Here is a 16,923-nt window from a genome sequence, read left to right as displayed (position 1 = left end):
TTGCTCCGTCTGCTCAGTGCGCCTCGAAGGTCACGCGGCTGGGCACCGGCTTGGGTTCACCCAGACGGCTCCACAACGGCATCAGGAGGAAGAAGCCGAAATAGAACAGGGTACCGACCTGGGACACACGCTCGCCGATCGGGGAAGGCGGTTGCACGCCCAGATAACCCAGAATCAGGAAGACGATCACGAACAGGCCGTAAAGGTATTTGTGCCAGCTCGGACGGTAGCGGATCGACTTGACCGGGCTGTTGTCCAGCCAGGGCAGGAAGAACAGAATGATCACCGCGCCGCCCATCACCACCACGCCCCAGAACTTGGCATCGATGCCCAGCATCAGGGCAATCGCCACCAGCGCGCCCACCGCCACGGCACCCTTGCCCTTGGAACCGAAGCTGCCCTTGACGACAGCCAGCACGGCGGCCAGCGCCACGATCAGCACCAGCGCGTACATCATCTCGGTGGTGATGGCACGCAGCATCGAATAGAAGGGCGTGAAGTACCAGACCGGGGCGATGTGCGCCGGGGTCTTGAGCGGGTCGGCCGGGATGAAGTTGTTGTACTCCAGGAAGTAGCCGCCGAACTCGGGTGCGAAGAACACGATGGCGGTGAAGACCATCAGGAACACGCTCACACCCATGATGTCGTGCACCGTGTAATACGGGTGGAAGGGAATGCCATCGGTCGGCGCATCCTTGGACCAGCGGTTGCCCTTCGGGCCCTTCTTGATCTCGACGCCATCGGGGTTGTTGGAGCCCACATCGTGCAGCGCTAGCAAGTGCGCCACCACCAGGCCCAGCAGCACCAGGGGCACGGCGATCACGTGGAAGCTGAAGAAGCGGTTCAACGTCGCGTCGCCCACCACGTAGTCACCACGGATCAGCAGGGCCAGATCCGGACCGATGAAGGGAATGGCGGAGAACAGGTTCACGATCACCTGGGCGCCCCAGTAGGACATCTGGCCCCAGGGCAGCAGGTAGCCCATGAAGGCCTCGGCCATCAGCACCAGGAAGATAGCGCAGCCGAAAACCCAGACCAGCTCGCGCGGCTTGCGGTAGCTGCCGTAGATCAAACCCCGGAACATGTGCAGGTAGACCACGACGAAGAAAGCCGAGGCGCCCGTGCTGTGCATGTAGCGCACCAGCCAGCCCCAGGGCACGTCGCGCATGATGTACTCGACCGAACCGAAGGCCAGGGCCGCGTCGGGCTTGTAGTGCATCACCAGGAAGATACCGGTGACGATCTGGATCACCAGCACCAGCATGGCCAGCGAGCCGAAGAAGTACCAGAAGTTGAAGTTCTTCGGGGCGTAGTACTCCGACATGTGGACGCGGTAGGCGTCGAAGGCGGTTGGGAACCGGTTTTCAAACCAGTTCAGCACCTTGGCACCTGCGGGCGCGTCGGCGGGAAGTTCCTTGAATTCAGCCATGATGTTCTTCTTCCTATCCTTAGGCCTTGTCTTCGCCGATCAGCAGCTTGCTATCGGACAGGTACATGTGCGGCGGCACTTCCAGGTTGTCGGGGGCCGGCTTGTTCTTGAACACACGGCCCGCCATGTCGAAGGTGGAACCGTGGCAGGGGCAGAGGAAACCACCGGGCCAGTTGTCGGGCAGCGAGGGCTGGGCGCCCGGCGTGAACTTGTCCGACGGCGAGCAGCCCAGGTGGGAACAGATGCCCACGCCGACGAACAAGTCGGGTTTGATGGAGCGATGGCGATTCTTGGCGTATGCAGGCGTCGGGTATGCCTTGCGATCGGAATTGGGATCCGCCAGTTGGTCTTCGTCTTTTTCCAGCGACGCCAGCTGTTCGGGCGTGCGCTTCATGATCCAGACCGGCTTGCCGCGCCATTCGACCGTGACCTTCTCGCCCGGCTTGAGGGCGGAAATGTCCACTTCGACAGCGGCACCCGCAGCCTTGGCACGCTCGGACGGCTGGAAAGTGCTGACGAACGGGACGAGCGTGGCCACGCCCCCCACGGCACCCGCAGCGCCCGTGGCGATCAGCCACGTCCGTTTGCTCGGGTCCATCTGACTCTGATCGGCAAGCGTGTCGCTCATGGTTTCCTCAATCAAATCTACCGGGGTTGAAATCGCGCCGGCCCATGATGGCCGGACTTGCAGCGGGGGGATTCTAGCCGACTCGATGCGCCGCCAGACGCTTGGCCACCCTCACCGCCTCGATCAGGCTGGAGGCGTCGGCCACGCCCTGGCCGGCGATGTCGAACGCCGTGCCGTGATCGGGGCTGGTGCGCACCAGCGGCAGGCCCAGCGTCACGTTCACACCCTGCTCCACGCCCAGGTATTTCACCGGGATCAGGCCCTGGTCGTGGTACATCGCCACCACCACGTCGAACTCACCCGGGTGGCCCGGCGCCTGGCGCGCGCGCATGAACACGGTGTCCGGCGCGTAGGGGCCGCGCGCATCGATGCCCTCGCGTCGCGCCAGGTCAAGCGCCGGAGCGATGAGGTCGATTTCCTCGCGACCGAAACGCCCGCCCTCGCCCGCATGCGGATTCAGGCCAGCCACGCCGATGCGTGGCGCGCGGCCCAGCACGGGCCGCAGGGCGGCATCGGTGATGCGCACGGTTCGCAGCACGTTGTCCGTGGTGACCGCCTCGATGGCGTCTCGCAAGGCCACATGGATGCTGACCAGCACCGTGCGCAATTCCTCGTTGGCCAGCATCATGCGCACGGGCATGTCAGCGACAGACACGCCGCGATGCGCGGCGGCTTCGGCCTGCAGCAGTTCGGTGTGGCCGGGATAGGCATCCCAGGGCGGGCCCGCGGCGGCCAGGGCTTCCTTGTGCAGCGGTGCCGTCACCAGCCCGGCGATCTCGTCCCGCAAGGCGGCGCGGGCGGCCCAGACCACGCATTCGCCGGCTAGGCGACCGGCCGCCGCGCTGATGCGGCCCGGTGGCGAGGCCTCCACCCCGCCGACCAGCGAGGCCACCGACAGCACAGGCAGATGGTGTGCGGGCAGCGTCAGCGCCTGCGCGGGATGGTTGATTCGCACCAGGGTGGGTCGGTGCGCCGCGGGCGCCTTCACTGTGTCGCGCAGCCAACCCGCCGCGCGGTGCAACACCTCGAAATCCCCCGCGACGAAACAGCCGCCCAGCAACTCGGGCGCCTCCCAGGCTGCCTTCAGAATGATCTCCGGCCCGATACCCGCGGCATCGCCCAGGGTGATAGCGAAAGGCTTCATGGTTTCGCCGCCGGGCGGCCTGCGTGGCGAAGCCCGCGTTTCACGCATGCGGACGAAACGCGCCCCCAGACCTCAGCGCTGCGCAGGGCGCGTCTACGTTCGGGGGCAGGAAGCCAAACGCGGTGGGCGACCGTGGGGATCATCATGTCAGGCGGGGTTGTCGATGTCGATGAATTCATGCAACAGGCCGAACTGCGTCGCCACATGGGCTGCGACGGCGGGCGCACCGTAACGCTCCGTCGCATGGTGGCCGCAGGCCAGATAGGCCACGCCGCATTCGCGCGCGTAGTGGGCCTGGGGTTCCGAGATCTCGCCCGTGATATAGGCGTCGGCGCCAGCCGCGATCGCGGCTTCGAAATAGCCCTGGGCGCCCCCGGTGCACCAGGCGATCTTGCTCAGGCCCCTTCGGCCGCTGTCCACCAGTGTCACGCCCCGCCCGGAAGTCGGCCCCAGGCAAAGCGCCACATGGTCGGCCAGTGCATGCGCGTCGGCGAACGCGCCGCCATCGGCACGCTCGCCCAGCCAACCCAGCAAACCGTCGCCAAACGTCGCCTGTCCACGCAGGCCCAGGCGCAGACCCAGCTGCGCGTTGTTGCCCAGCTCGGGATGCGCGTCCAGCGGCAGGTGATAAGCGTAGAGGTTGATGTCGTGCGCCAGCAGCAGGCTCAGCCTGGTCTTCATCCAGCCCGTGACGCGCCCATCCTGGCCACGCCAGAACAGGCCGTGGTGGACAAAAATGGCGTCGGCGTCGGCCGCAATCGCAGCCTCGATCAGCGCCCGGCTCGCTGTCACACCCGAGACGACCTTGCGGATCGCGGGCTTGCCCTCGACCTGCAGGCCGTTGGGGCCGTAATCCTTGAAGCGCTCAGGCTGCAGCAACGCGTCGAAACTCTGGAGCAAGGTCTCACGGGATGTCATGCGTGCATTGTCCGTCATCCCCTTGCGGGTGCGCGGTGCGTGACCATGGAACCATTCTGGAGCCAGGCTTCAGCGCCGCAACGAACACAACCAGCCAGCGTTCCTGACTCAAACAACCAAGGCGATGCCGCGCCTCTACAATTTGCAGCCATGAAACGCTATTGGCTGCTGTTCTCGCAAACCGTCACCGTCTTGCTGGCGATCTGGTTCATCGTCGCCACGCTCAAGCCGGGCTGGCTGCTGTCCCCCGGTCAGGCCGCGCCCACCGTGGCCCTGTTCCAGGCCCCCATGGACCGCTCGGCCGGTGGGCCGCCAGGCAGCTTCCGGCTCGCGGCCCAGAAGGCCTCAGCCGCCGTGGTCAGCATCAACACCAGCAAAGCACCCAAGCGTGGCCAACCTGGAGGCGCGCTGAACAACGACCCCTGGTTCCGCTTCTTCTTCGGTGACACGGACAGCGAACCCCAGGTCGGTCTGGGCAGTGGCGTGATCGTCAGTGAAAGCGGTTACATCCTCACCAACAACCACGTGATCGAAGGCGCCGACGAGATCGACGTCATCCTCAACGACAGCCGGCATACCCGCGCGCGCGTGATCGGCTCCGACCCGGACAGTGATTTGGCCGTGCTCAAGATCGAGCTGGACAAGCTGCCCGTCATCGTGCTCGGCAACTCGGATTCCGTTCAGGTCGGCGATCCCGTGCTGGCCATCGGCAACCCCTTCGGCGTCGGCCAGACCGTGACCAGCGGCATCGTGAGCGCGCTGGGCCGCAACCAGCTCGGCATCAACACCTTCGAGAATTTCATCCAGACCGACGCAGCCATCAACCCGGGCAATTCGGGCGGCGCCTTGGTGGACGCCAGCGGCAACCTGCTGGGCATCAACACGGCCATCTATTCGCGCTCGGGCGGCAACATGGGCATCGGCTTCGCCATTCCGGTGACCACGGCCCAGCAGGTGCTGGAAAGCATCGTCCGGGACGGCCAGGTCACGCGCGGCTGGATCGGCGTGGAGCCCAGCGACCTCACCGCCGAGCTGGCCGAGACCTTCGGCGTGAAGGCCGACGAGGGGGTCATCATCACTGGCGTGCTGCAGAATGGCCCGGCGGCGCAGGCTGGCATCCGCCCCGGCGACGTCATCACCCGGGTGGGTGGACAGCCCGTGCGCAACGTCTCCGAGCTGCTGACCCGGGTGGCCGCGCTGAAACCGGGACAAGCGGCGCCCTTCGCGGTGCAGCGGCAGAATCAGGCCCTGGACATCAACATCACGCCAGGCGTGCGTCCCACCCCGCGCAGGATGCAGGAGTAAGCCGGTTTATTCGGCCTGCGTGTCCGGCGCCTCGTCTGGCGCCTTGGTGTGCCGAATGAACACTCGGGCCGCGATGATGCCCACCTCGTAGAGCAGGCACATGGGAATGGCCAGCGCCAGTTGGGACACCACGTCCGGCGGCGTCACGATGGCGGCGATCACGAAGGCAAGCACGACGAAATAGCCACGGAACGCCTGGAGCTTTTCGATGCTGACGATGCCCAGCCGCGCCAGCACGATCACCGCGATCGGTACCTCAAAGGCCAGACCGAACGCCAGGAACATGGTGAGCACGAAGCTCAGGTAGGCCTCGATGTCAGGCGCGGCCGTGATGCTCTTGGGCGCGAAGCTCTGGATGAACGCAAAGACCTTGCCGAACACGAAAAAGTAGCAGAAGGCCACGCCCGCCAGGAACAACACCGTGCTGCTGATCACCAGGGGCAGCACCAGCTTCTTCTCATGGTTGTACAGGCCCGGCGCCACGAAGGCCCAGACTTGGTAGAGCAGGACGGGCAACGCCAGCAGGAAGGCCGCCATCATCAGAATCTTGAGCGGCACCATGAAGGGCGAGATGACCGATGTGGCGATCAGCGTGGCGCCCTGCGGCAGGTGCGCCACCAGGGGCGCGGCCAGCAGGTCGTACAAATCGGCGGGGCCGGGGTAGATGGCCAGCGCCGCGATGGCGATGCCCATGGCGATCACACTCTTGAGCAGCCGATCGCGCAGCTCCATCAGGTGCTGGACGAAGGGCTGCTCGGTGCCCGCCAGTTCATCGTCCTTTTTTTCGTCGGAATCAGCCATGCGTTCAGCGCTGCGTCTCAGTACCCGACATGGGAGGGACGCGCAAGTTTAGGAAAAGAAGGGGGAAGGAAAACTCAGCCCGCCTGACGCGGCCGCCTGGCCGCGCCGGAAACACCCGGAGGGCGGTGCCGCGCCACCCGGGCCGCGCCCGACTGCGCCTTGGTGCGCAAACCCTGACGGGACTTGTACCAGGCTGGCACGCTGCCGCGCTTGAGGCGCCAGTTCTTGCCGGGATGTTTGTATTCTGGGTAGGCGATCAGCTCGGGCATCACGCCGGAGGACGATTCAAAGCTCGACTCCAATTCCGAGGTGGCGGCCGACCATTCGCGTTCGATGCCGGAGGAAGTGCTTTGGATGGAGTTCTCGACGTCGCGGGCCGCGCCCTCGACGGTGCCCTTCATCTTGCGCAACTCTTCCAACTCCATCGAGCGGTTGACTTCGGCCTTCACGTCGGACACGTAACGCTGGGCCTTGCCCAGCAGGGTGCCAACCGTGCGGGCCACGCGCGGCAGCTTCTCGGGCCCGATGACGATCAAGGCCACCGCGCCGATCAGCGCCAGCTTGGACAGGCCGAGGTCGATCATGGCTGCATCACCACCGTCTCAGGATGCGGATGGCGCGAAGGGCGCATCACGACTTGTGCTTGGCTTCGACGTCAATGGTCGTCTTGTCGGCGGCGGCGCTCGTCACCTGCTGGGGCGCGGGGCGGCGGCCGGCTTCTCGTCGTTGGAGCCGTCGCGCATGCCGTCCTTGAAGCCCTTGACGGCGCTGCCCAGGTCGCTACCCAAGTTCTTGAGCTTCTTGGTGCCGAACACCATGACCACGATCAGCAGCACGATCAGCCAGTGCCAGATGGAAAAGGAACCCATATCTCTTACTCCTAAAAATCCCGGAATCAGGGCGCAGATTCTAGGGCTTGTTTGTCAAGCTCAGGTAACTGGCCCACCCACCATCCCCCTCAAGGCCTCAGCCTTTGAGCCAGGGACGCGGGCCACCGATGACGTGCAAGTGCAAGTGATGCACCTCCTGCCCACCGTCGGCGCCCGTGTTGACCATGATGCGAAAACCACCCTCCGGATACGGGCGGCAGCCCTGTTCCAGCGCCAGTTGAGGGGCCAGGGTCATCATCTTGCCCAGCAACGCCACATGCTCCGGCCCGACCTGCGCCATCGACGCAATGTGCAGCTTGGGAATCAACAGAAAATGCACCGGTGCCCATGGCTGGATGTCGTGGAAGGCCAGGATGTCGCCATCCTCGTAGACCTTTTTCGAGGGAATCTGCCCTGCAACGATCTTGCAGAAGATGCAGTTCGGGTCGTGGCTCATGCCGTCTCCTGTGGGGTGGTCTGGAAACTCAGGGTTGCTGCTTGTCGGCAGCTTCCGTCGCGCTGCGCGCCTGCGCCTTGCGCAAGGCTTTTTCCTCGAGGCCGCTGGTACCCTCGCGGCGCTCCAGCTCGGTGATCACGTCGGCGGGCGTCAGGCCGTAATGGGCCAGCGCGATCAGGCTGTGGAACCAGAGGTCGGCCATTTCGTAGAGCACCTTCTGCCGGGCCGCTTCGGCCCCGGGGCCACCGGCGGCCAGGGCGTGGTCGGCGTCCTTGGCCGCCATCACCACTTCCGTGGCTTCCTCGCCCACCTTCTTCAGAAAGGCGTCCGGCCCCTTGTGCAACAGGCGCGCGACGTAACTCTTTTCGGGGTCGCCGCCCTGGCCAGGTTTGCGGCTTTCGATGACCGCCGCCAAGCGCATCAACGCATCGTGGGTGTTCATGCTCATTTGTAGATCGACGCGGGGTCCTTCAGCACAGGCTCCACCGTCTGCCAGGCCCCATTCTCATAACGCTGGAAAAAACAGCTGTGCCGCCCGGTGTGGCAGGCGATGCCTGGCTCACCGTGGGCATGCCCTTGCTGGGTCACCTTGAGCAGCACCACGTCATTGTCGCAATCCAGGCGAATCTCATGCACGGACTGCACATGGCCGGACTCCTCACCCTTGAACCAGAGCCTGCCGCGCGAGCGGCTGTAGTACACGGCCTGGCCCAGCTCGGCGGTCTTCAAGAGGGCCTCGCGGTTCATCCAGGCGAACATCAGCACATCGTTACTACCCTGTTCCTGCGCGATCACCGGCACGAGGCCCTGGGTGTCCCATTTCACGGCGTCCAGCCAGTCCTGGCCGGGCACCGCGGGCGTCGCGGCTGCGCTCATGCGGGCACCTCTTCCAGCGTTTCGATGCGCACCGGAATGCCCGCCGCCGCCATAGCCGCCTTGGCCTGGGCGATGGTGTAGCTGCCGTAGTGGAAGATGCTGGCGGCCAGCACGGCATCCGCGCCACCCTGCTTCACGCCCTCGACCAGGTGGTCCAGCGTGCCCACGCCACCGGAGGCGATCACCGGCACGCTCACCGCGTCGCTGACGGCGCGCGTGAGCGCCAGGTCGAAACCACTCTTGGTCCCGTCCCGGTCCATGCTGGTCAGCAGGATCTCGCCCGCGCCGTGTTCCGCCATCTGGCGCGCCCAGGCCAGGGCGTCCAGGCCGGTGTTCTTGCGCCCGCCGTGGCTGTACACGTCCCAGCCGGGGCCGATTTCGCGCCCGTCGACCAGGCGTTTGGCCTCCGCCTCGGAACGGCGCTTGGCATCGATGGCGACCACGATGCACTGTGCGCCGTACTTATCAGAGGCGTCGCGGATGACCTGCGGGTTGGCGATCGCGGCGGAATTGAAGCTGGTCTTGTCCGCGCCCGCGTTGAGCAGTCGGCGCACGTCTTCCACGGTGCGCACTCCGCCCCCGACGGTGAGCGGAATGAAAACCTGCGAAGCCACGGCCTCGATCATGTGCAGGATCAAGTCGCGCCCGTCACTGGTAGCGGTGATGTCGAGGAAGGTGAGTTCGTCCGCGCCCTGCTCGTTGTAGCGCGCGGCGATCTCCACCGGGTCGCCCGCGTCGCGCAGCTCGACGAAGTTCACGCCCTTGACGACGCGCCCACCGGTGACGTCCAGGCAGGGGATGATGCGTTTGGCTAACATGCCGGGCATTGTAGGCGGGCGCCATTGCACACATGACCAGCGTAGACGTCGCGGACACCCCGCCATCCCCATTCCTGCATTACCGCCAGTTCCATGGCGGCAAGATTCCCCGGCACGCGCTGAGCTTTCTGTTCACGCTGCTGTGGGCGCGGTTTCGCTGGCGCGTGCTGGCCCTGACCGGCACCAGTGTCGCGGGCATCGGCCTGATGGCCCTGGAGCCGCTGTTCCTGCGCGACCTGGTCGAGGCCCTGGCCCGCTTCCAGCCCGGACGGGATGCGCCCTGGCCCACCGACATCTGGCTGCCCTTCGCGCTGGTCGCCGGTGCCTGGCTGCTGTCCGCCGGCTTCAACCGGCTGCGCGAATGGGTGGACCTGCACACCACGCCGGCGTTGCGCATGGAAGTGCAGACCAGCCTGTTTTCCTACCTGATGGAACACGCGCCCGCCTATTTCCAGGACAACTTCGCGGGGCGGCTGGCGCAGAAGGTCAAGCAGGCGGGCCAGGCCGCCGCCAACCTGCTCGGCATCCTGTTCAACGAAATCACCCGGCTCGTCGTGGCCATCGCCGTGGGCGTGGCCATCGTGGCGCCCCAGGACTCGATCTTCCTGTGGGTGCTGCTGGGCTGGACGGTGGCCTACCTGGCCCTGTCGATCCTGCTGGCGCGACGTTGCCTGGGCCTGTCGCGCGCGCTGTCCGAGGAGGTCTCGCGCTCCACCGGGGTGATGGTGGACATCCTGGGCAATGCCGAGATCGTCCGCGGTTTCGCGCGCGGAGCGCACGAATGCCTGCGCCAGGCTGACGCCGTGCTGCAGGAAGCCGAAGCGTCGCGCCGACTGCGCCGTTTCCTGATCCTGATGTGGCTGCTGATGTTCAACGCCCTGCTCGCCTTCCAGATCAGCTTCATCGCGCTGGCCATCGGTCAGGTCATGGCGGGCACGATGCGCGTGGGCGACATGGTGATGATTTTTTCGCTGGCGGCCATCCTGAGCAACAACGTCTGGAACCTCTGCGCCCGCTTCACCGACCTGTTCGAGAACCTGGGCATCGTCGACGCCTCGCTGGAAACGCTGAACGTCCCCCATGCAATTGCCGATTCGCCTGGGGCGCCGGACCTGCGTGTTCCGCAGGGTGCCATCACCTTTGAGCGCGTTTCCTTCCAGCATGGCGATGGCACCCCCGTCTTTACCTCGCTGGACTTGACCATCCGGCCCGGCGAGAAAGTCGGCCTGGTCGGGCCGTCGGGCTCCGGCAAGAGCACGCTGATCCGGCTGCTGCGCCGCCAGTACGAACTGCAGGCGGGGCGCATCCTGATCGACGGCCAGGACATCGCCCAGGTCAGCCTGGAATCTCTGAACCACGCCATCGCCGAAGTGCCGCAGGACCCGGGCCTGTTCCACCGCTCGATCGGCGACAACATCTCTTACGCGCGCCCCGACGCGCCTTGGGAAGAGGTCCTGCAGGCCGCGCGCCAGGCGCATTGCGACACCTTCATCCGCCGCCGCCCCGGTGGCTACGACGCCGTGGTGGGAGAGCGCGGCGTGCTGCTGTCCGGCGGCGAGCGCCAGCGGGTGGCGATCGCCCGCGCTTTTTTGAAACAGGCGCGCATCCTGCTGCTGGACGAGGCGACCAGCGCGCTGGATTCAGAGACCGAGCACGCCATCCGAGACGCCCTGTGGCATCTCTTCGAAGGGCGCACGGTGATCGCCATCGCACACCGGCTGTCCACGGTGAGCCACATGGACCGCATCCTCTACATGGAAGGCGGTGAAATCAGGGAGGAAGGGCCCCACGCAGCGCTGCTGGCCCGGGGCGGTGCCTACGCCCGGCTGTGGGCGCGGCAGGTGGACGGCTTCATTGTCGACGACGGGGCATGACAGCGGGAGGCCTTTGCGCCGCCGCCACGATCCCACCATCATTGCGCCACGGTGGATCGCTGCCAGCCTTGCCAGGTGCCGCCCGGCGGCACGGTCACGGGCGTCAGTACCTGGGCCGCTTCCACGCAGAGAAAGTGCCGGTACGCGTCATCCGTCAAGTCCGGGATGACCTTGCCCGCGCCAGGGTTCCAGACCACGGTGTGTCCCCAGCTCGGGCTTTGCGCGATGGTGACGTGCGCGTCGCCCGCTTGCAGCGCCAGCGCCCGGGACGCAGCCTGGTACACCCGGTCGAACTCTTCGGTGAAGCGCAGCGGCTCGGCACCCTGGCCGTGCAGGTCTCGGACCGAATCCCATTCGGCCTGCCCGCTCAGGCCCGTAAGCCGGGCCTGAGCAATGTCGTCCACCGCGAAATAAGTATGCAGCGCGCCGCTGAAACTCAAGGGCTGACGGTCGGTGTTGCGCAGATCCAGCGTGAGTTGCAGCTCACCGGGGCGCAGTCCTATCGTGAGTCGTGCCTCGAAGGCCTGAGGCCAATAGGCACGGGTCGCCGCGCCGGCCTGGAGCAACAAGGTCAGGCTCAGGCCATCGTCCAGCGCGCGTGCTGCCCCTTCCACCGCCCAAGGCAGATTGCGCACGAAGCCATGCTTGGGCAGCGGGCCACGCATGTTGAACTGCGGAAAGCACACCGGCACGCCACCACGGATGGCGCCCTGCCCGTCCAGCACCGCCGTCGGACTCAGATACAGGCGCTCTTTCCCCCCGCCACCCAGGACACCACGTGCGCGCCATGCCGCAACACGCGCAAGCTGTCACCTCCAGGGAGTCGCAGCAGCAGCGAAGGCAAGCCGTGGAAAGGTTCCTCGGACATGCTGCTCAAGATCGGAAACGGAGCCTTAGGCTTCACCAGTTCAGCCGTTGAGTTCGTCAGCGCGCCGCTGGGCCGCTTCGAAATCAAGGTCGCCACTGTAGATGGCGCGGCCGCAAATGACCCCCTCGACGCCGTCGTCTTCCACCGCGCAGAGCTGCTCGATGTCGGACAGGCCCTTGAGGCCGCCGGAGGCAATGACGGGAATGGTCAGCGCCTGGGCCAGCCGCACCGTGGCATCGATGTTGATGCCGGTCAGCATGCCATCGCGCCCGATGTCGGTGTAGATGATGGATTCGACGCCATAGTCTTGGAACTTGCGCCCCAGGTCGGCGACCTCATGCCGGGTCAGCTTGCTCCAGCCGTCCGTCGCCACCTTGCCGTCCTTGGCGTCCAGGCCCACGATGATGTGCCCGCCGAAGGCCGTGCAGGCGTCCTGGAGGAAGCCGGGGTTCTTCACCGCCGCCGTACCGATGATGACGTAGCGCAGGCCAGCGTCCAGATAGCGTTCGATGGTATCGAGGTCGCGGATGCCACCACCCAATTGCACGTCCACCTCCCCACCCACTTCCTTGAGGATGCCACGGATGGCCTGCTCGTTCTTGGGGCTGCCGGCAAAGGCGCCGTTCAGGTCCACCAGGTGCAGCCGGCGCGCGCCAGCGGTCACCCACTTGCGGGCCATCTGGATCGGGTCTTCGCCAAAGGTGGTGGATTGGTCCATGTCGCCCTGCTTGAGGCGTACACAGTGACCGTCTTTCAAATCAATCGCGGGGATGAGGAGCATGACGCAGCGGCAGATGCAGGAAGGGATGCAGGTGCGGGGGTGCGGAAGGACAGGAAGAAAAGGAAGACGGGCTTCGGAATCGGGACCCGCCGGTCACGGCTTCCAGGCAAGGAAGTTACGGTACAGCGCCAGGCCATGTGCCGCGCTCTTCTCGGGATGGAACTGGGTCGCGAAAATATTATCGCGTGCCAGGGCCGCCGTGAAGCGCTCACCGTACTCGGTTTCGCCCGCGCTGTGGCGTGCATCCGACGGTTGCGCGTAGTAGCTGTGCACGAAGTAATAGTAGCTGCCATCGGGCACGCCGGCCCACACGGGATGACCCTGGGCACCGCCAGTGGACGATTGTTGGCGCCAGACTTGGTTCCACCCCATCTGCGGCACCTTGTAGCGGCTGCCGTCGGGCTGGGTGCGGCCGTCCAGGCGAAATCGCAGGCAGCGGCCTGCGATCAGGCCCAGGCCCGGCGTGTCTTGCTCTTCGCTGTGGTCCAGCAGCATCTGCATGCCCACACAGACGCCGAACAGGGGCTTGTGGGCGGCGGCTTCGAGCACGGCGGCCTGCAGGCCGCCGTCGTTCGCCTCGCGCAACTCGCGCATGCAGTCGCGCATGGCGCCCTGGCCCGGCAAAACGACACGCTGCGCCGCACGCACTTCCTCGGGCTTCGAAGTGACCACCACCCGCCAGTCGCTGCCCTTTTCCATGACCGCCGCAGCCTGCACGGCCTGGGACACCGACCGCAGATTGCCCATGCCGTAATCCACAACGGCGACGGTTTGCACGCTCACAGGCTGCCCTTGGTCGAGGGAATGACACCCGCCGCGCGCGGGTCGATCTCCAGCGCCATACGCAGGGCGCGGCCAAAGGCCTTGAACACGGTCTCGCACTGATGGTGCGCGTTCACGCCGCGCAGGTTGTCGATGTGCAGCGTCACGAAGGCGTGGTTCACGAAGCCATGGAAGAACTCGGACACCAGTTGGGTGTCCATGGTGCCAATCATGCCGCTGGTGAAGGGCACATGCAGATCCAGGCCCGGACGGCCCGAAAAATCCACGACCACACGGCTCAAGGCTTCATCCAGCGGAACGTAGGAATGACCATACCGACGCAGGCCCTTCTTGTCGCCCACGGCCTGGGCCATGGCTTGGCCCAAGGTGATGCCCACGTCTTCGATGGTGTGGTGCCCGTCGATGTGCAGATCGCCTTCGGCCTGGATGTCGAGGTCGATCAGGCCATGGCGCGCCACCTGGTCAAGCATGTGGTCGAAGAAGCCGATGCCCGTGGCCAGGCGCGATTCACCCGTACCGTCCAGGTTCAGCTTGACGGTGATGCGGGTTTCTTTGGTGTTGCGCCCCACCGCCGCGATTCGGGGGCTGGAGGTCGGCGCGTCAGCGATGCGGCTCATGAGGACAAGGGTGAAGAGAGCGTGAAATTTAGAGCGATTCTCGCAGAGCCGCCAGCATTTGGGCATTTTCCTGCGGCGTGCCCACAGTCAAGCGCAGACAACCGGCCAACAGCGGGTGCATGGCCGACACGTTCTTGACCAGGATCTTGCGGGCCTTGAGGCCAGCGAACACGCGTGCAGCGACTTGGGGCGCGCCTGCCCCGCCCGCGAGCGTCGGGACGCGCACCAGGATCATGTTGGCCTCGCTGTCCCAGACGGTGAAACTCAGCGCTCGCAGGGCGTCCACGAGCATCGCGCGCTGTGCCTTGATCTCGCGCGCCTGGGCCGCGAACACCTCGGCGTGTTCAAGGGCGAACAACGCGCATTCGGCGTTGAGCACGCTCACGTTGTAGGGCGGCCGCACCTTGTCGAACTCGGCCAGCAGGGCCGCCGGCCCGACCATGTAGCCCAGTCGCACGCCGGCCAGGCCGAACTTGGACAACGTGCGCATCAGCAGGACATGGCCATGTTGGCCCGGTTCGGCGCGCATGCGGTCCAGCCAGGTCTTGGCCGCGAAGGGCTGGTAGGCCTCGTCGATCACCACCAGGCCGCCCTGGGCACCCGCGACGGCGATGATGTTCTTCATGGTGGCTTCATCCCACAGGGTGCCCGTGGGGTTGTTCGGATAGGCCAGGTAAGTGATGGCGGGCTTGTGCTCGCGAATAGCGGCCAGCATGGCCGCCTCGTCCAGCTGGAAATCCGGCGTCAGGTCGACGCTGTGGAAGGCCAGGCCTTGCAGCTGCGCGCTCATCGCGTACATCACGAAGCCCGGCGCGGGCGCCAGGATGGAGGCCCCCGGCAGGTCGCAGGCCATGGCGACCAGAGAGATCAATTCGTCCGAACCATTGCCCAGCATCAGCGCCTGGCCCTTGGGCAGATCGATGTAGTGCGCCAAGGCCCGCTTCAGATCCTCGATGCGCGCGCCCGGGTAACGGTTCACCGCCACCGCGCCGAGGCGACGGCCCAGTTCGGCCTGCAGTTCGGGCGACAGGCTGTAGGGGTTCTCCATCGCGTCCAGCTTGACCATGCCCGCGCTGTCTTGCACTGCATAGGCATGCATGCCCTGCACGTCGTCACGGATACGGGCAAAAACAGGTGGGCGCGAACGGGAAAGGTCAGGCGCGTTCATGGGGCAGGATGGGAGGGCACCGGGGGGAGAGGGCGGTGGCTCGCCTTGAACAGCGCGGCCACCACGTCGGACTGGGTGATCATACCGACCACGCGCAGCGCCTCGTCCACCACGGGCAGATGGTGCAGGCCGCCATCGGAAAATAGCTCGACCAACTCAACCAAGGGCTGCCCAGGCCGCGCCACGCGCACGCGCCGCGTCATGATGTCCTGCACATGCCGGGCCGTGTTCATCACCGGCAACTTGCGCGGGTCGGGCGCGCTCTGGGCCAGGAAGAAGTCGTGCAGGGACACAATGCCGGCCAGCGTTTTGTCGTCCCGCACCACGGGCAAGGCCTTGACCTTGTGCACGATCAGCTGGGCCCAGGCGGCGTCCACGCCGTCGCGCGGGCGCGCGGCGACCACATCGCGGGACATGATGTCCTCGCACAGCAGGTCGCCGAACTGACGGCGGCTGGCCTGCAACTGGGCGCGCACCAACACCTGCTCCAAATCGTCCCGGGTGATGTCCAGAAGATGGCCTTGGCTGGCGAGTGCCGCGTCCAGGTCGGCCCGGTCGAAACCCAGGCGTGCGCTGGGCAGCGGGTCGCTCGTGCCATGCGGATGCGGCGCGGGCCGGTGCGGGTAAGGGCGACGCACCAGCGCGCTGTAGAGCAAGGCCAGTGCGAGCAGCAGGACGGAGTTCAGCCCCGCCGGCCACAGCACATAGTGCCAGCCCAGTTCGGCGATGGCCGGGCCGCCCAGCACCGCCGTCAGCGCCACCGCGCCACCGGGCGGGTGCAGGCAGCGCAAGGCGAACATGGCGGCGATGGCGCTGGCGCCGGCCAGGCCCGCCGCGAGCACGCCATGCCCGAAAGCGTGCATGCAGGCCACGCCCACCACGGCCGACACCAGATTGCCCGCCAGCATGGGCCAGGGCTGGGCCAGGGGACTGGCCGGCGCCGCGAACAGCAACACGGTGGAGGCGCCCATGGGGGCGATGAACCAGGGGTTGACCTCCCCCAGGATGAAATGACTCAGGGCCGCTGAGCCCAGCAGGCCCAGGGCCGCGCCCAACACGCTGAGCCCGATCTCACGGGGGCTGACCCGAGGCTGCGCGGGCCTCAAGCCAGCCAGCCAGGACAAAGGGAAATGCACAGGGAACGCTCCAGAAGCACCAAAGCGGGGCATTCTAGAGTGCGCTACGTGACGGAGCGGCGGTGCTCCGTGCCAGCGCCCGGCGTCAGAAAAAGCACAGTGGTCGGCACCGTCGTTCTGGCCGTGTGCCACACATTCGGGGGCACAAGCACATAAGCGCCGGGCGTTTGCAGCTGCGTCACCTGCACCCCATCTGGCAGGTCGAGCACGAACTCGCAGGCCCCGGACAGCAGCATGACCAGTTCCTCGCCTGCTGGGTGTCGCTCCCAGCTGGCCCAGGGTTCGGAGAAGGTGAAAGCCGACATCAGCCGCCCTTGATCCAGCTGCGGCAAGCGCCCGGTCGACAGGTCGGCCCAGAAGGCGTCCGTGGCAGGCACCGTGTCGGCGCGGCCATCGTCACGGAAGTGCAGGTAGGTGCCGAGGATGTCCTGAGTCAGAGGCATATCAACAC

General features: G+C 66.1%; 20 protein-coding genes and 1 pseudogene. 2 read left to right on the top strand and 19 right to left on the bottom strand.

From position 1 onward, the window contains the following. Nucleotides 1-13 precede the first annotated feature (13 nt). From DW355_RS08325 to DW355_RS08310, 4 genes are all read right to left on the bottom strand, one after another. On the bottom strand, nucleotides 14-1,432 hold the full coding sequence (locus tag DW355_RS08325; protein ID WP_131279189.1) for a cytochrome b: 1,419 nt from the start codon (nucleotides 1,430-1,432) through the stop codon (nucleotides 14-16). Nucleotides 1,433-1,448: 16 nt separating this feature from the next. Beyond that, entirely contained in the window at nucleotides 1,449-2,057 is a 609-nt protein-coding gene (petA, locus tag DW355_RS08320; protein ID WP_131279187.1) for a ubiquinol-cytochrome c reductase iron-sulfur subunit, read from the bottom strand. Between the two features lie 73 nt (nucleotides 2,058-2,130). After that, nucleotides 2,131-3,201, bottom strand: a complete 1,071-nt coding sequence (gene pdxA / locus DW355_RS08315; RefSeq protein ID WP_131279185.1) for a 4-hydroxythreonine-4-phosphate dehydrogenase PdxA — start codon at nucleotides 3,199-3,201, stop codon at nucleotides 2,131-2,133. 147 nt (nucleotides 3,202-3,348) lie between these two features. Further along, nucleotides 3,349-4,119, bottom strand: a complete 771-nt coding sequence (locus tag DW355_RS08310) for a Nif3-like dinuclear metal center hexameric protein (RefSeq protein ID WP_131279183.1) — start codon at nucleotides 4,117-4,119, stop codon at nucleotides 3,349-3,351. Between the two features lie 150 nt (nucleotides 4,120-4,269). Between DW355_RS08310 and DW355_RS08305 the strand changes: the two genes are divergently transcribed. Beyond that, nucleotides 4,270-5,424 (top strand): S1C family serine protease, encoded by a 1,155-nt coding sequence (locus DW355_RS08305; RefSeq protein WP_131279181.1) that lies wholly within the window; start codon nucleotides 4,270-4,272, stop codon nucleotides 5,422-5,424. A gap of 6 nt (nucleotides 5,425-5,430) precedes the next feature. On the opposite strand, the gene tatC is transcribed toward DW355_RS08305, so the two are convergent. From tatC to hisF, 7 genes and pseudogenes are all read right to left on the bottom strand, one after another. After that, nucleotides 5,431-6,225 (bottom strand): twin-arginine translocase subunit TatC, encoded by a 795-nt coding sequence (tatC, locus tag DW355_RS08300; protein ID WP_131279179.1) that lies wholly within the window; start codon nucleotides 6,223-6,225, stop codon nucleotides 5,431-5,433. Nucleotides 6,226-6,299: 74 nt separating this feature from the next. Continuing rightward, nucleotides 6,300-6,809: a Sec-independent protein translocase protein TatB gene (gene tatB / locus DW355_RS08295; protein ID WP_131279177.1), complete on the bottom strand. Its 510-nt coding sequence runs from the start codon at nucleotides 6,807-6,809 to the stop codon at nucleotides 6,300-6,302. A gap of 46 nt (nucleotides 6,810-6,855) precedes the next feature. Then, nucleotides 6,856-7,094 (bottom strand): annotated as a pseudogene (gene tatA, locus DW355_RS08290) (Sec-independent protein translocase subunit TatA). Nucleotides 7,095-7,191: 97 nt separating this feature from the next. Then, nucleotides 7,192-7,551, bottom strand: coding sequence for a histidine triad nucleotide-binding protein (locus DW355_RS08285; protein ID WP_131279175.1), 360 nt, complete (start codon nucleotides 7,549-7,551; stop codon nucleotides 7,192-7,194). A 28-nt stretch (nucleotides 7,552-7,579) separates the two neighbouring features. Further along, nucleotides 7,580-7,993 carry a phosphoribosyl-ATP diphosphatase gene (locus DW355_RS08280; RefSeq protein WP_207388101.1) on the bottom strand — a complete coding sequence of 138 codons (414 nt, stop codon included), beginning with the start codon at nucleotides 7,991-7,993 and terminating at the stop codon, nucleotides 7,580-7,582. Between the two features lie 2 nt (nucleotides 7,994-7,995). After that, nucleotides 7,996-8,427, bottom strand: coding sequence for a phosphoribosyl-AMP cyclohydrolase (hisI, locus tag DW355_RS08275; RefSeq protein WP_131279171.1), 432 nt, complete (start codon nucleotides 8,425-8,427; stop codon nucleotides 7,996-7,998). Then, entirely contained in the window at nucleotides 8,424-9,245 is an 822-nt protein-coding gene (hisF, locus tag DW355_RS08270; protein WP_131279169.1) for an imidazole glycerol phosphate synthase subunit HisF, read from the bottom strand. Before hisF ends, hisI begins: the two co-directional genes overlap by 4 nt. 32 nt (nucleotides 9,246-9,277) lie before the next feature. On the opposite strand from hisF, the gene DW355_RS08265 reads away from it, so the two are divergent. Next, nucleotides 9,278-11,119, top strand: a complete 1,842-nt coding sequence (locus DW355_RS08265; protein ID WP_131279168.1) for an ABC transporter ATP-binding protein — start codon at nucleotides 9,278-9,280, stop codon at nucleotides 11,117-11,119. A 38-nt stretch (nucleotides 11,120-11,157) separates the two neighbouring features. Here DW355_RS08265 and DW355_RS08260 read toward each other — a convergent pair whose 3' ends face one another. The 8 genes from DW355_RS08260 to DW355_RS08230 form a co-directional block, all read right to left on the bottom strand. Beyond that, a complete protein-coding gene (locus DW355_RS08260) occupies nucleotides 11,158-11,844 on the bottom strand; it encodes a D-hexose-6-phosphate mutarotase (protein ID WP_242671340.1) in 687 nt (228 codons plus the stop codon). A gap of 11 nt (nucleotides 11,845-11,855) precedes the next feature. Further along, nucleotides 11,856-11,987: a hypothetical protein gene (locus DW355_RS18365; protein ID WP_278249378.1), complete on the bottom strand. Its 132-nt coding sequence runs from the start codon at nucleotides 11,985-11,987 to the stop codon at nucleotides 11,856-11,858. 40 nt (nucleotides 11,988-12,027) lie between these two features. Next, nucleotides 12,028-12,768, bottom strand: a complete 741-nt coding sequence (hisA, locus tag DW355_RS08255; RefSeq protein WP_131279166.1) for a 1-(5-phosphoribosyl)-5-[(5-phosphoribosylamino)methylideneamino]imidazole-4-carboxamide isomerase — start codon at nucleotides 12,766-12,768, stop codon at nucleotides 12,028-12,030. A gap of 93 nt (nucleotides 12,769-12,861) precedes the next feature. Further along, nucleotides 12,862-13,551, bottom strand: a complete 690-nt coding sequence (gene hisH, locus DW355_RS08250) for an imidazole glycerol phosphate synthase subunit HisH (protein WP_131279164.1) — start codon at nucleotides 13,549-13,551, stop codon at nucleotides 12,862-12,864. Further along, complete coding sequence (hisB, locus tag DW355_RS08245; protein WP_131279162.1) at nucleotides 13,548-14,168, bottom strand: imidazoleglycerol-phosphate dehydratase HisB; 621 nt, start codon at nucleotides 14,166-14,168, stop codon at nucleotides 13,548-13,550. The genes hisH and hisB overlap by 4 nt, the downstream gene beginning before the upstream one ends. A 28-nt stretch (nucleotides 14,169-14,196) precedes the next feature. After that, nucleotides 14,197-15,336 (bottom strand): histidinol-phosphate transaminase, encoded by a 1,140-nt coding sequence (gene hisC, locus DW355_RS08240; protein WP_131279160.1) that lies wholly within the window; start codon nucleotides 15,334-15,336, stop codon nucleotides 14,197-14,199. Next, nucleotides 15,333-16,505 carry an HPP family protein gene (locus DW355_RS08235; RefSeq protein ID WP_431733222.1) on the bottom strand — a complete coding sequence of 391 codons (1,173 nt, stop codon included), beginning with the start codon at nucleotides 16,503-16,505 and terminating at the stop codon, nucleotides 15,333-15,335. The genes hisC and DW355_RS08235 overlap by 4 nt, the downstream gene beginning before the upstream one ends. Before the next feature lie 11 nt (nucleotides 16,506-16,516). After that, complete coding sequence (locus tag DW355_RS08230; protein WP_131279156.1) at nucleotides 16,517-16,915, bottom strand: cupin domain-containing protein; 399 nt, start codon at nucleotides 16,913-16,915, stop codon at nucleotides 16,517-16,519. Nucleotides 16,916-16,923: the final 8 nt, after the last annotated feature.

Source organism: Hylemonella gracilis (genome assembly GCF_004328645.1).
In the GTDB taxonomy this organism is placed as follows: Bacteria; Pseudomonadota; Gammaproteobacteria; order Burkholderiales; family Burkholderiaceae_C; genus Hylemonella; species Hylemonella gracilis_B.
This window is presented reverse-complemented; position numbering and strand designations above follow the sequence as displayed.